Annotated in this window: 9 protein-coding genes; 7 read left to right on the top strand and 2 right to left on the bottom strand. The window is 69.6% G+C overall.

What is annotated here, in order from left to right:
• Positions 1-137 precede the first annotated feature (137 nt).
• Genes ACIQCZ_RS16045 through ACIQCZ_RS16025 form a run of 5 tightly spaced genes read left to right on the top strand, consistent with a single transcriptional unit; the run spans position 138 to position 8,345 of the window.
• The gene (locus ACIQCZ_RS16045; RefSeq protein ID WP_402282789.1) at positions 138-1,517 is read left to right on the top strand and encodes a diaminobutyrate--2-oxoglutarate transaminase family protein; all 1,380 of its coding nucleotides are present in this window, start codon (positions 138-140) and stop codon (positions 1,515-1,517) included.
• 23 nt (positions 1,518-1,540) lie between these two features.
• Entirely contained in the window at positions 1,541-3,430 is a 1,890-nt protein-coding gene (locus ACIQCZ_RS16040) for an IucA/IucC family protein (protein ID WP_402282787.1), read from the top strand.
• Between the two features lie 44 nt (positions 3,431-3,474).
• Positions 3,475-4,323 (top strand): GNAT family N-acetyltransferase, encoded by an 849-nt coding sequence (locus ACIQCZ_RS16035; RefSeq protein ID WP_402282785.1) that lies wholly within the window; start codon positions 3,475-3,477, stop codon positions 4,321-4,323.
• A 60-nt stretch (positions 4,324-4,383) separates the two neighbouring features.
• Complete coding sequence (locus ACIQCZ_RS16030) at positions 4,384-6,336, top strand: IucA/IucC family protein (protein ID WP_402282783.1); 1,953 nt, start codon at positions 4,384-4,386, stop codon at positions 6,334-6,336.
• A 38-nt stretch (positions 6,337-6,374) separates the two neighbouring features.
• Complete coding sequence (locus tag ACIQCZ_RS16025; RefSeq protein ID WP_402282782.1) at positions 6,375-8,345, top strand: ATP-dependent DNA helicase; 1,971 nt, start codon at positions 6,375-6,377, stop codon at positions 8,343-8,345.
• An 81-nt stretch (positions 8,346-8,426) separates the two neighbouring features.
• Here ACIQCZ_RS16025 and lexA read toward each other — a convergent pair whose 3' ends face one another.
• The gene (gene lexA / locus ACIQCZ_RS16020) at positions 8,427-9,221 is read right to left on the bottom strand and encodes a transcriptional repressor LexA (protein WP_402282780.1); all 795 of its coding nucleotides are present in this window, start codon (positions 9,219-9,221) and stop codon (positions 8,427-8,429) included.
• Between the two features lie 556 nt (positions 9,222-9,777).
• Here lexA and nrdR point away from each other — a divergent pair.
• Positions 9,778-10,290 (top strand): transcriptional regulator NrdR, encoded by a 513-nt coding sequence (gene nrdR / locus ACIQCZ_RS16015; protein ID WP_351075152.1) that lies wholly within the window; start codon positions 9,778-9,780, stop codon positions 10,288-10,290.
• Between the two features lie 160 nt (positions 10,291-10,450).
• Entirely contained in the window at positions 10,451-13,354 is a 2,904-nt protein-coding gene (locus ACIQCZ_RS16010; RefSeq protein WP_376211890.1) for a vitamin B12-dependent ribonucleotide reductase, read from the top strand.
• Between the two features lie 187 nt (positions 13,355-13,541).
• Here ACIQCZ_RS16010 and ACIQCZ_RS16005 read toward each other — a convergent pair whose 3' ends face one another.
• Positions 13,542-14,078 (bottom strand): TerD family protein, encoded by a 537-nt coding sequence (locus tag ACIQCZ_RS16005; RefSeq protein ID WP_402282777.1) that lies wholly within the window; start codon positions 14,076-14,078, stop codon positions 13,542-13,544.
• Positions 14,079-14,110: the final 32 nt, after the last annotated feature.

The raw sequence follows: 14,110 nt of genomic DNA, 5'->3' as shown, positions 1-14,110 counted from the left end.
GATTCGGCCGTGATCCCCGGCGTCCGGCGTCGTTGGTACGTACGAGGGACTCGCGGACAGCGTTCATCCCCCCAGTCCGTCCGTGCGCCGACGTACCGACGTGCAACGCAACTGTTACAGCGGGAGGACCAACAGCCGTGGCCGTGACCGAACCAGCTCCGGTGGCAGCACCGGCGGTGCACGAGGGGATCCTGCGCCGCCAGTCACTGCGTGAATCCGCCGCCCGTACCTATGCGCGTTCACTGCCGATCGTGCCGGTACGGGCCCGTGGGATGACCATCGAGGGCGCGGACGGGCGGCGATACCTCGACTGTCTCTCGGGGGCAGGCACCCTGGCGCTCGGGCACAACCACCCGGTGGTCCTGGAGGCGATCAAGAAGGTGATCGACTCGGGCGCACCGCTCCAGGTGCTCGACCTCGCCACCCCGGTCAAGGACGCCTTCACTACGGAGCTGTTCGCCACCCTGCCGAGGCGGTTCGCCGACAACGCCCGGATCCAGTTCTGCGGACCGGCCGGCACGGACGCCGTCGAGGCGGCGTTCAAGCTGGTGCGTTCCGCGACCGGCCGCAGCGGGCTTCTCGCCTTCACCGGCGCCTACCACGGAATGACGGCCGGAGCCCTGGCCGCCTCGGGAGGCGCCGAGGACACACGCGTGACACGACTTCCCTTCCCCCGCGACTACCGCTGCCCCTTCGGTGTCGGAGGCGGGCGCGGCGCGGAGATCGCCGCCCGCTGGACGGAGAACCTGCTGGACGACCCCAAGGGCGGCACACCCCCACCGGCCGGCCTGATCCTCGAACCCGTGCAGGGGGAGGGCGGCGTGAACCCCGCCCCCGACGGCTGGATGCGCCGGATGCGTCAGATCACCGAGACCCGCTCCGTCCCCCTGATCGCCGACGAGGTCCAGACGGGTGTGGGGCGCACCGGTGCCTTCTGGGCGGTGGAACACAGCGGGATCGTGCCCGACGTGATGGTGCTCTCCAAGGCCATCGGCGGTTCCCTCCCGCTCGCGGTGATCGTCTACCGCTCCGAACTCGACACCTGGCAGCCGGGCGCCCACGCCGGTACCTTCCGGGGCAACCAACTCGCCATGGCGGCGGGCACGGCCACCCTCTCCTTCGTACGGGAGAACCACCTCGCCGAGCGTGCCGCGACGCTCGGCGCCCGGATGCTCGCGCGCCTCCAGGCGCTGGCCACGGACCACCCGTCCATCGGAGACGTCCGTGGACGGGGCCTGATGATCGGGGTGGAGCTCGTCGACCCCGAGGCCCCGGCCCGGGGCGACGGCCCCGAGCCACCGCCCGCCCCGGCCCTCGCCGCCGCCGTCCAGCAGGAATGCCTGCGCCGCGGGCTCATCGTCGAACTCGGCGGACGCCACTCCACCGTCGTACGCCTCCTCCCGCCCCTCACTCTCACCGACGAACAGGCGACAGCGGTCGTGGACCGCCTCGCCGACGCCCTGGCAGCCGCCGAGCGCCTGCCGCACCGCCGGACCACGACCGGGGCGATTCGCTGACCCCCCTCACAAGGAAGACCGCCGTGAACCCCACCCCCGCGCCCCAGGCCGACGGCCCTCCCCCCACCCCGCAGCGAGGACCGGCCGGGCTCACCGGCAACCTCGTCGTGGAGCACACCATCGTGCCGCGCCAGAAGGCGGCACCGCACGACGAGCAGTACCTCCCGATGCACAGGGAGGGCGCCGAGGCACCCACCGACCTCCTCGACCATCCGGACCCGCTGCGCGCCGCCGACACGGCCGGTGTCGAGAATCTGCTCCGCTGCTGGGTCCGGGAGAGCGATCTGTCCCGACCGGCCGGGGAGACCCTCCGTATCCCCCTTCCCGCGAGCGGAACCGCTCTGCTCGCCCCCGTCGTCTACTGGTCCGCCACGGGCTGGCACCGCTTCGGCATGCCCGTCCTGGAAGGCGCACCCGAAGGTGCGCCACCCGTCGACGCCGTGACGGTCGCCGCGCTCCTGAGCCGCGAGGCCGACCACGACGGGGGCACCGACATGGTGGCCCGGGTCGCCGACTCCGTACAGCGAACCGCCGGCTTCATCGCCGAGCGGCGCCGCACCCCCGAGGCCCCGGCCGAAGCGGACCTCTTCCTCACCGCCGAGCAGTCACTCCTCCTCGGACATCCGCTCCACCCCACGCCCAAGAGCCGCGAAGGCCTTTCCGACGCGGAGTGCCGCCGCTATTCACCCGAGTCGCACGGCTCCTTCCCGCTCCACTGGATGGCTGTCCACCGGTCCGTACTGGCCACCGACTCCGCCTGGACCGAGGGCGGCCGTCCGGTACCGGCGGCGGAACTGGTCACCTCCCACACCGAGGGGCTTCGACTCCCCGACAACACCGCACCGATTCCGCTCCACCCCTGGCAGGCCCGCGAACTCGGACACCGGCCCGAAGTCGCCGCCCTGCTCGACGCCGGACTCCTCCACGACCTGGGGCCGCACGGGAAGCCCTGGCACCCCACCTCCTCCGTCCGTACCGTGCACCGGCCGGACGCCGCCGTGATGCTCAAGCTCTCCCTCGGCGTCCGCATCACCAACTCCCGCCGGGAGAACCTCCGCAAGGAACTCCACCGCGGGGTAGAGGTGCACCGGCTGCTCCGCAGCGGCCTCGCCGCGCGGTGGCACGCGGTCCACCCGGGCTTCGACATCGTCCGTGACCCCGCCTGGCTCGCCGTCGACGGCCCGGACGGCGAGCCCGTCGCGGGTCTCGACGTGATGCTGCGGCACAACCCCTTCGGGCCGTTCGACGACGCGGTCTGCATCGCCGCGCTCACCGCCCCACGCCCCTGGCCGGGCCGGACGGGTACGCACTCACGCCTCACCGGGATCGTCCTCGCCCTGGCCGCCGCCACCGGACGAGCCGTGGGGGCGGTCGCCACCGAGTGGTTCCTGCGCTATCTCGACCGCGTCGTACGTCCGGTTCTCTGGCTCGACGGTCACGCCGGTGTCGCGCTCGAAGCCCACCAGCAGAACACCCTGGTGCTGCTCGACCCCCACGGCTGGCCCGTCGGCGGCCGATACCGTGACAACCAGGGCTACTACTTCCGCGAGTCCCACCGCACGGCGCTGGAGCACCGGCTCCCCGGTATCGGACGGGTCAGCGACACCTTCGTCTCCGACGCGGTCACCGACGAACGCTTCGCCTATTACGTCGGCATCAACAACGTGTTCGGCCTGATCGGCGCCTTCGGCGCACAGCGCCTCGCCGACGAACAGGTGCTCATCGCCGCGTTCCGCCGATTCCTCGACTCGGCCACCGCACTGGGCTCCCCCCTGCCCGCGCATCTGCTGGAGAACTCCCACCTGCGGTGCAAGGCCAACCTGTTGACCCGGCTGCACGGCCTCGATGAACTCGTCGGGCCCGTCGACACCCAGTCCGTCTACGTCACCATGGCCAATCCCTTGTACGCCTGAAAGAACTTGGCAACCATCTGATCCGCCGAGAGGAGAGCGACACCGTGGCTCCCGCCGATGCGCACACCGAAGCCGGTGCCGGCCCTGCCCCGCCGACCGACACGGGCGCCGAGGACACCCTGGACCTGCCGCTCCCCGAAGAACTCCTCGCTCTGTTCGAGGAGGAGACACCGGCCGCGCCCGGGGAGGACGCATCGGCCACCCCGGCGCTGTCCCTGCCGTCGAACACGTCCGTGTCGTCCGCGTCGCCCGCGTCGTCCGAGCCGGGCGACGCGGGCCCGGCCGCAGGCCGACGGACGGCCACGAGCAGTGCGGCCCTCGCCGATCTGCTCGACCACCCGGCCGACTGGGGACCGGCGACCACCCCGGCCGGAGTGTTCCAGCTCGTCCCCGTACGGCTGGAACGCGACCTCGCTGTGATCAGCCGCTGGATGAACGACCCCGCGGTCGCCGCTTTCTGGGAACTCGCCGGATCCGAAGCGGTCACCGCCGACCACCTGCGTCCTCAACTCGACGGCGACGGACGCAGCGTCCCATGTCTCGGCGTGCTGGCCGGGATTCCCATGAGCTACTGGGAGATCTACCGGGCGGATCTCGATCCGCTGGCACGTCACTACCCAGCCCGCCCGCACGACACCGGAATCCACCTGCTCATCGGCGGTGTGAACAACCGGGGACGCGGGGCCGGCACCACCCTGCTCCGGGCCGTCTCCGACCTCGTGCTCGACAACCGCCCCCTGTGCGCGCGTGTCGTCGCGGAACCAGACCTGCGAAACACCCCCTCCGTCTCCGCCTTCCTGAGCGCCGGCTTCCGCTTTTCCGCGGAAGTCGAACTCCCCGACAAGCGAGCTGCCTTGATGGTCCGCGACCGAACCCACCGTGCCCAGCTGTGAACGATCTGCCGCCTTGCGTATACCGCAACCACCCCATCGGTTCCGTCCCGAGGAGGCCCTGTGCCGAAATATCCCGCGAGCCATGATTCAGCGGAGTCAGCCCCATCGCTCAGCACACCGGAACTGAACCGGGCGGCCTGGGACGGAGCCGCCGCGCGGCTGCTCGCGAAGATGCTCGGTCAGTTCGCCTACGAGGAAGTCGTCGAACCGGTCGCACAGGCCGACGGGAGCGACACGTACACCCTCGGACTCGACGACGGCGGAACCCTGAGCTTCAGCGCCCGACGGGGCGTGTACGGCGGCTGGCTCATCGCTCCCGATTCGATTCGTGAGAAGCGCGGGAGCGCCGGGGCCGCGCCTGCGGAATCGACGCGCGGCAGTGACGGGAGCGCGTCCGCCGACTCGACGCACGGCAGTGACCGGGACACGTTCGCCGAGCAGCTCCGGGACCGGAACAGCGACACCGTCCCCTTTCACGACCCGTTGAGCTTCCTCGCCCGCGCCCGCCACCTTCTCGGGATCGACGGCGCCACCCTCGGCCACCTCATCCGCGAGATCACCACCACCCTCGCCGCCGACGTCCGGCTCGACCACACCGCGCTCCCCGCCGCCCGGCTGGCCGATCTCGACTACGCCGAGCTGGAAGGGCATCAGACAGGCCACCCCTGGCTCGTGGCCAACAAGGGGCGCCTCGGCTTCTCCGCCACCGACGCCTCCCGCTACGCCCCCGAGGCCCGCACGCCGGTCAGGCTGCCGTGGATCGCCGTCTCCACCCGGATCGCCGCCTACCGCGGAGTGACCGGCCTGGCCACCCCCCGGCAGCTGTACGCGCAGGAACTCGACCGGTCGGTCCGCGACTCCTTCGCCGCCGTGCTCCACACCCGCGGTCTCGACCCCGACAGCTATCTCTGTCTCCCCGTGCACCCCTGGCAGTGGGACGAATGGATCGTTCCGGTCTTCGCCCCGGCCATCGCCGCGGGCGACATCGTTCCGCTCCACGCCGACGCGGACGACCGGTTGCCGCAGCAGTCCATCCGTACCTTGACCAACGTGTCCCGTCCCGACCGGCACACGGTCAAACTGCCCCTGTCGATCCTCAACACGCTGGTCTGGCGGGGCCTGCCGACCGAGCGCACCCTCGCGGCCCCCGCCGTCACCGGGTGGGTCCAGGGCCTGTGTGACCAGGACACCTTTCTGCGCGACACCTGTGGGGTCATCCTGCTCGGCGAGGTGGCCTCCGTGACCGTCGAGCACCCGCTCTACGACCACCTTCCCGAGGCCCCGTACCAGTTCAAGGAGATCCTCGGCGCGATCTGGCGAGAACCGCTCCAGCCCAGACTCGCGCCGGGCGAACGGGCCCGGACCCTCGCCTCGCTGCTCCACACCGATCCCCGGGGACGCGCCTTCACGGCCGAACTCGTCGCCCGCTCCGGACTGACCCCCACCGTCTGGCTGACCCGGCTCTTCGCCGCGTTGCTCCCGCCGCTGCTGCACTTCCTCTACCGCTACGGCACCGTGTTCTCCCCGCACGGCGAGAACGCCATCGTCGTCTTCGACGACCAGGACGTACCCGTGCGCCTGGCGATCAAGGACTTCGTGGACGATGTGAACATCAGCGCCCAGCCGCTGCCGGAGCACGCGTCGATGCCGCAGGACGTGCGCAGCATCCTGCTCACCGAGCCCCCCTCGTTCCTCACCCAGTTCATCCACGCCGGACTGTTCATCGGTGTCTTCCGATTCCTGTCCCTGCTCTGCGAGGAGCAGCTGGGAGTCCCGGAAGCCGATTTCTGGTCACTCGTGCGGGCCGAGATCCTGCGGTACCACGCCCGCTTTCCCGAGCTCAAGGAGCGTTTCGAGATGTTCGACATGCTGACGCCTCGCATCCAACGCCTCTGCCTGAACCGCAACCGCCTCCATGTGGACGGTTACCGGGACCGCCCCCGGCGGCCGCACGCCGCCATCCACGGAACCGTTCCGAACCCGCTCCACCCCTCCGTCCGAGTCCGGGAGTGATCGCCGTTGTCAGTGGTGCACCGTAGGGTGGTCGGGCTATGACGAAGCCATCCCTCCCCGAGCTCCTCCACGCCGCCGTGACCGCCGTCGGCGGTACGGAACGGCCCGGCCAGGCCGCCATGGCCGAGGCCGTCGCCGAGGCTGTCGACGACCAATCCCATCTGCTCGTCCAGGCCGGCACCGGCACGGGCAAGTCCCTCGGCTACCTGGTGCCCGCGCTGGCGCACGGGGAGCGCGTGGTGGTGGCCACGGCGACGCTGGCGCTGCAGCGCCAGCTCGTGGAGCGCGATCTTCCGCGCACGGTCGACGCCCTGCACCCGCTGCTGCGCAGACGCCCGCAGTTCGCCATGCTCAAGGGCCGGTCCAACTATCTCTGCCTGCACCGGCTCCACGAAGGAGTGCCGCAGGACGAGGAGGAGGGACTCTTCGATCAGTTCGAGGCCGCGGCTCCGTCGAGCAAACTCGGCCAGGATCTGCTGCGGCTGCGGGACTGGTCGGACGAGACGGAGAGCGGGGACCGTGACGACCTCACCCCCGGCGTCTCCGACCGCGCCTGGGCGCAGGTCTCGGTCTCCTCGCGCGAATGTCTGGGCGCCTCCAAGTGCGCGTACGGCGCCGAGTGCTTCGCGGAGCTCGCCCGTGAGCGTGCCAAGCTCGCCGATGTCGTGGTCACCAATCACGCCCTCCTCGCCATCGACGCCATCGAGGGCGCCCCGGTGCTCCCGCAGCACGAGGTGCTGATCGTCGACGAGGCCCATGAGCTGGTCTCCCGGGTCACCGGAGTGGCCACCGGAGAGCTCACCCCCGGTCAGGTCAACCGCGCTGTGCGCCGAGCGGCGAAGCTGGTCAACGAGAAGGCGGCCGACGCCCTGCAGACCGCGTCGGAGGGCTTCGAGCGGGTGATGGAGCTGGCGCTCCCCGGCCGGCTGGAGGAGGTCCCCGAGGACCTCGGTTACGCACTGCTGGCGCTCCGGGACGCCGCGCGTACGGTGATCTCGGCCCTGGGCGCCACCCGGGACAAGTCCGTTCAGGACGAGGACGCCGTCCGCAAGCAGGCACTCGCATCGGTGGAGACGATCCACGGCGTCGCCGAGCGGATCACCCAGGGCTCGGAGTACGACGTCGTCTGGTACGAGCGACACGACCGTTTCGGCGCCTCCGTGCGGGTCGCCCCGCTCTCCGTCTCCGGACTTCTCCGCGAGAAGCTCTTCGCCGAACGGTCCGTCGTCCTCACATCGGCGACGCTCAAGCTCGGCGGGGATTTCAACGGGGTGGGGGCGTCGCTCGGGCTCGCTCCCGAGGGCACTGCGGGCGATGACCTTCCGCAGTGGAAGGGACTCGACGTCGGGTCACCGTTCGATTACCCGAAACAGGGCATCCTCTACGTCGCCCGGCATCTGGCGACGCCCGGCAGGGAGGGATCGCGCACCGACATGCTGGACGAGCTCGCCGAGCTGGTGGAGGCGGCGGGCGGGCGCACCCTCGGGCTGTTCTCGTCCATGCGGGCGGCTCAGGCCGCCGCCGAGGAAATGCGGGGGCGACTCGACAAGCCGATCCTGCTGCAGGGCGAGGAGACCCTCGGAGAGCTGATCAAGAACTTCGCGGCCGACCCCGAGACCTGTCTCTTCGGCACGCTGTCCCTCTGGCAGGGAGTCGATGTGCCCGGGGCCAGCTGTCAGCTGGTGGTCATGGACCGGATCCCGTTCCCGCGTCCCGACGATCCGCTGATGAGCGCGCGCCAGAAGGCGGTCGAGGAGGCGGGCGGCAATGGGTTCATGGCCGTCGCGGCCACGCATGCCGCGCTGCTGATGGCCCAGGGGGCCGGCCGACTGGTCAGGGCCACGGGCGACAAGGGCGTGGTCGCGGTGCTCGATCCGCGCCTGGCCAACGCCCGGTACGGCAGCTATCTGCGCGCCTCGCTGCCCGATTTCTGGTACACGACCGACCGTAATCAGGCGCGCCGCTCGCTCGCGGCGATCGATTCGGCCGCCAAGGCCGACGGCCGGTAGTCCGTCCGGTTGTCGGGGGGCATGGGCAGGCCCCGGGATCGGCGCAGTGAATCCCGGGGCCCGGTCGGAGCCGGCGAGTCGTCACACTCGCCGCAGCACCGCCACCACCTTGCCGAGAATCGTCGCCTCGTCGCCCGGGATCGGCTGATAGGCGGAGTTGTGCGGGAGCAGCCACACATGGCCGTCCTCGCGCTTGAAGCGCTTGACCGTGGCCTCGCCGTCCAGCATGGCTGCCACGATGTCGCCGTTCTCCGCGACGGGCTGGCGACGCACGGTGACCCAGTCGCCGTCACAGATCGCCGCCTCGATCATCGAGTCACCGACGACCTTGAGCACGAACAGCTCTCCGTCGCCGACCAGCTGGCGGGGGAGCGGGAAGACGTCCTCGACCGACTCCTCGGCGAGGATCGGGCCACCGGCCGCGATCCGGCCCACCAGCGGTACATACGAAGCCGCGGGCTTCCCGGTCGTGTCGGTGGGCTGCGAGGCGGGCTGGTCCGAGCCGCGGACCTCGTACGCACGCGGGCGATGGGGGTCGCGACGCAGGAAACCCTTGCGCTCCAGGGCCATCAGCTGATGGGCGACGGAGGACGTGCTGGACAGGCCCACCGCCTGACCGATCTCCCGCATCGAGGGCGGATACCCGCGTCGCTGCACGGAATCCCGGATCACCTCGATCACTCGCCGCTGCCGGTCCGTGAGCCCCGAGCTGTCCGCCCGGATCCCTGGAGGCCGGCCGGGCAACGAGCGCGCTGGGCGCATGGGCTCGGGCCCCTCCGCGTTCGTGACTGGGTCATTCATGGCATGCACCGGCTCGAGTCGGCTCTGGGAGCGGTCCTGGGCAGTGATGGTGGCACTGTCTGCGGTGGTGGTCACGTCGGCCCCTCTCGAATGGTCTCCCTAGCTGGACAACGGTAGTGGCTTTCGAAAGGTTGCGCCAAACACACGTTCGAGTGAAAAACGAATAAAAGTCTGTCGCGTGTTCACTGCCGGGTGTATGCGCGGCGCCGGGTCGGTCGGGCCCCGGCTCGGAGTGGTCCGTCGGGTCGAGGAGGAATCCGGATCGCTCTCCCGTGGCAATTCGGACCATTACGGTAACGTTCGCCGGCGCGATCCCGCCGGGCGGGGGCCCTCCCCGGGTGTTGTCCGAGTCCGACAGCGGGAGCCCCGCAATCCTGGCGGCCTCGCGGTTCCCGTAACCTCGTGCTCGGCCGTACGCTGCCTGCCGATCGCCCGCGATGCGCGACACGCGCTAGGGCCGAATGCGCGGCCAAACCCAAGATCTAGTGGTTGGATTGCTCCAGTCACCCAGAAGTTGTGGTCCCCGGTCCGCCGGGGGTGTGGCCATCGCCTATGCTTGTCACTGCTTCGAGGGGCCCCGGCGGGCCCTGAAGAGGCTATTCAGTCGTGCTGTGAAGGAGGGTTGGGAGCCATGCACTGCCCCTTCTGCAGGCACCCCGACAGCCGGGTCGTCGACAGTCGCACCACCGATGACGGCACGTCGATCCGTCGACGCCGCCAGTGCCCCGACTGCGCCCGCCGCTTCACCACGGTGGAGACCTGTTCGCTGATGGTGGTCAAGCGCAGCGGTGTGACCGAACCCTTCAGTCGTACCAAGGTCATCTCCGGCGTACGCAAGGCGTGCCAGGGGAGGCCGGTCACCGAGGACGCCCTCGCCAAGCTCGGCCAGTGGGTCGAGGAGGCGGTGCGTGCCACCGGCAGCGCCGAGCTGACCACTCATGACGTGGGCCTGGCCATCCTCGGCCCCCTGCAGGAACTCGACCTTGTCGCGTACCTGCGTTTCGCGTCCGTGTACCGGGCGTTCGACACACTCGAAGACTTCGAGGCCGCCATCGCGGAACTCCGCGAACGGCGACCTCCCGTGGAGGAGCGCGGGACCGGAGAGACCCTTGAGGTCCCCGTTCCCGCCGTCGCCGCCGACTGAGCGACACCGGCCGATCGGCGCGGATGTGCGGATCGGCGACAGGGCGGCTTTATGGACCCGCTCCGGGCGCTGTGCGTGGCGCCCGAAGCATCAGAGACAGACTGTGCCCCGGGAAGTTCTGGGCACTTCAGGGCGTTTTTGCCCACATATGGGAGGCGGCATGACAGAGACGGCGAGCGGCCCGGCACGAGGTTCCCGAGCCAAGGGATCCAAGTCGAGCAAGGGTCTGCGTATCGAGCGCATCCACACCACCCCCGGCGTGCATCCGTACGACGAGGTGGCATGGGAGCGCCGTGACGTCGTCATGACCAACTGGCGCGACGGTTCGATCAACTTCGAGCAGCGTGGCGTCGAGTTCCCCGACTTCTGGTCGGTGAACGCGGTCAACATCGTCACCAGCAAGTACTTCCGCGGGGCCGTCGGCACCCCGCAGCGCGAGACCGGTCTGCGACAGCTCATCGACCGGATCGTGAAGACGTACCGCAAGGCCGGCGAGGAACACGGCTACTTCGCCTCTCCCGCGGACGCCGAGATCTTCGAGCACGAGCTGGCGTACGCCCTCCTGCACCAGATCTTCAGCTTCAACTCGCCGGTCTGGTTCAACGTCGGCACGCCCCAGCCGCAGCAGGTCTCCGCCTGCTTCATCCTGGCCGTCGACGACTCCATGGAGTCGATCCTCGACTGGTACAAGGAAGAGGGCATGATCTTCAAGGGCGGCTCCGGCGCCGGCCTGAACCTCTCCCGTATCCGCTCCTCCAAGGAGCTGCTGTCCTCCGGCGGCAACGCCTCCGGCCCGGTCTCCTTCATGCGCGGTGCCGACGCCTCCGCCGGAACGATCAAGTCCGGTGGCGCCACCCGGCGTGCGGCCAAGATGGTCATCCTCGACGTCGACCACCCCGACATCGAGAACTTCATCGAGACCAAGGTGAAGGAGGAGGAGAAGATCCGCGCCCTGCGCGACGCGGGCTTCGACATGGACCTGGGCGGCGACGACATCACGTCCGTCCAGTACCAGAACGCCAACAACTCGGTCCGTGTGAACGACGAGTTCATGAAGGCCGTCGAGTCCGGTGGCAAGTTCGGGCTGCGCGCGCGGATGACCGGTGACGTCATCGAAGAGGTCGAGGCCAAGTCCCTCTTCCGCAAGATGGCCGAGGCGGCCTGGGCCTGCGCCGACCCGGGCATCCAGTACGACGACACGATCAACCAGTGGCACACCTGCCCGGAGTCCGGCCGGATCAACGGCTCGAACCCCTGCAGCGAGTACATGCACCTGGACAACACCTCGTGCAACCTGGCCTCGCTGAACCTGATGAAGTTCCTCAAGGACGACGGCAAGGGCAACCAGTCCTTCGAGTCCGAGCGCTTCGCCAAGGTCGTCGAGCTGGTCATCACCGCGATGGACATCTCCATCTGCTTCGCCGACTTCCCCACGCAGAAGATCGGTGAGAACACCCGCGCCTTCCGCCAGCTGGGCATCGGTTACGCCAACCTCGGCGCCCTGCTGATGGCGACCGGCCACGCGTACGACAGCGACGGCGGCCGCGCCCTCGCCGGTGCCATCACCTCGCTGATGACCGGCACCTCGTACAAGCGCTCCGCCGAGCTCGCCGCGGTCGTCGGCCCGTACGACGGCTACGCCCGCAACGCCGAGCCGCACCAGCGCGTCATGAAGCAGCACGCCGACGCCAACGCCGCAGCCGTCCACATGGACGACCTGGACAACCCGATCTGGGCCGCCGCCACGGAGGCCTGGCAGGACGTGATCCGCCTCGGCGCGAAGAACGGTTTCCGCAACGCGCAGGCCTCGGTCATCGCGCCCACCGGGACCATCGGTCTCGCCATGTCCTGCGACACCACCGGCCTCGAGCCCGACCTCGCCCTGGTCAAGTTCAAGAAGCTGGTCGGCGGCGGTTCGATGCAGATCGTCAACGGCACCGTTCCGCAGGCCCTGCGCCGCCTGGGCTACCAGGAGGAGCAGATCGAGGCGATCGTCGCCCACATCGCCGAGCACGGCAATGTGATCGACGCCCCCGGTCTGAAGACCGAGCACTACGAGGTCTTCGACTGCGCGATGGGCGAGCGTTCCATCTCCGCGATGGGCCACGTGCGCATGATGGCCGCGATCCAGCCGTGGATCTCCGGCGCGCTCTCCAAGACGGTGAACCTGCCGGAGACGGCCACCGTCGAGGACGTGGAAGAGGTCTACTTCGAGGCGTGGAAGATGGGCGTCAAGGCGCTCGCGATCTACCGCGACAACTGCAAGGTCGGCCAGCCCCTCTCCGCGAAGACCAAGGAGAAGGAGAAGTCCGCGACCGACGCGGTCGCGGCCAAGGCCGAGGACACCATCCGTACCGCGGTCGAGAAGGTCGTCGAGTACCGCCCGGTCCGCAAGCGTCTCCCCAAGGGCCGTCCCGGCATCACCACCTCCTTCACGGTGGGCGGCGCCGAGGGTTACATGACCGCCAATTCCTACCCGGACGACGGTCTCGGAGAGGTCTTCCTGAAGATGTCCAAGCAGGGCTCCACCCTCGCGGGCATGATGGACGCCTTCTCCATCGCCGTCTCGGTCGGTCTGCAGTACGGCGTCCCGCTGGAGACGTACGTCTCGAAGTTCACCAACATGCGCTTCGAGCCGGCCGGCATGACGGACGACCCGGACGTGCGGATGGCGCAGTCGATCGTCGACTACATCTTCCGCCGTCTCGCGCTGGACTTCCTGCCCTTCGAGACCCGTTCGGCACTCGGCATCCACTCGGCCGAGGAGCGTCAGCGTCACCTCGACACCGGTTCGTACGAGCCCTCCCTGGAGGACGACGAACTGGACGTCGAGGCGCTGGCCCAGTCCGCCCCGGTGCGGACGGAGCCGCTGAAGGCGGTCGCGGCCGTGCCGGAGGCCGAGAAGCCGGCCCCGCGGACGGCGCACACCTCGGCGGAGCTCGTCGAGATGCAGCTGGGCATCAGCGCGGACGCGCCGCTCTGCTTCTCCTGCGGTACGAAGATGCAGCGCGCCGGGTCCTGCTACATCTGCGAGGGCTGCGGCTCGACCAGCGGTTGCAGCTGAGAAAGAGCCCCAAGGCGTCTGACGCGTTGAGCGCCCCCCGCCGAGGGCATTGAGCCGCACTGCACAGAGGGTGCCGACCACAGGTCGGCACCCTCTGTCGTGCTCTGTCGCGGGGGTACGGGCTGCCGGGTGTCCGACGCGTCGACGGTGCGTCGAGCGTGCGGCCCGGACTCTTCCCCGTGACCCGTCACTCTCCGGGTGTACGGCCGCCCATCATCTCGGCGAAGGTACCGGGGTCCCCGTCGAAGCCCCGGACCGTGGAGTGGAACTCCCAGACACCGGAGGCGCCGCGGACGAACTCGGCGACGGTCGCCGCGGTGGCGCTGCCGACCGAGGAGAAGTCGTCCTCGGCCAGATTCGTATAGCCCTCCCGGACCTGTACGCCCGTGTTCGCTATCTCGGCGAACGTCTTGCGGCCGTCGCGCTGCTGAATGACGACGCCGACGACGACCCGGGTGTACGTGGCCGACAACCGGTGCAGTTCGAGCGTCATCACCTCGTCGAAACCGAAGCCCTGGCCGGTCCTGCTGTCGCGGTCGAGATTGATGGTGCCGTCCGGCGAACGGCTGTCGAAGTGCACGAGGTACGCGGGACTGCCGTACGGCGCTTCCGCGAAGTAGGTGGCCGCGATGATGTCGAGGTCGTGGGCCGGGGCACCCGGCGGGCTGGGATCCCATTTCAGCCTGACTTCGACCTTTTCGAGGTCCTTGTTGGGCGTGCTCATCGGACTTCCCTCCCTGGTGCGCCGCTGGGCCG

Source organism: Streptomyces sp. NPDC093149 (assembly GCF_044754145.1).
In the GTDB taxonomy this organism is placed as follows: Bacteria; Actinomycetota; Actinomycetes; order Streptomycetales; family Streptomycetaceae; genus Streptomyces.
The sequence above is the reverse complement of the archived record's forward strand: the minus strand, read 5'-3'. Positions and strand labels throughout refer to the sequence as shown.

Bases quoted from the DNA above. Each gene is read 5' to 3' on its own strand.
- nrdR (WP_351075152.1), top strand. From the start codon at position 9,778: ATGCACTGCCCCTTCTGCAGGCACCCCGACAGCCGGGTCGTCGACAGT.
- ACIQCZ_RS16005 (WP_402282777.1), bottom strand. From the start codon at position 14,078: ATGAGCACGCCCAACAAGGACCTCGAAAAGGTCGAAGTCAGGCTGAAA.
- ACIQCZ_RS16025 (WP_402282782.1), top strand. From the start codon at position 6,375: ATGACGAAGCCATCCCTCCCCGAGCTCCTCCACGCCGCCGTGACCGCC.
- ACIQCZ_RS16010 (WP_376211890.1), top strand. From the start codon at position 10,451: ATGACAGAGACGGCGAGCGGCCCGGCACGAGGTTCCCGAGCCAAGGGA.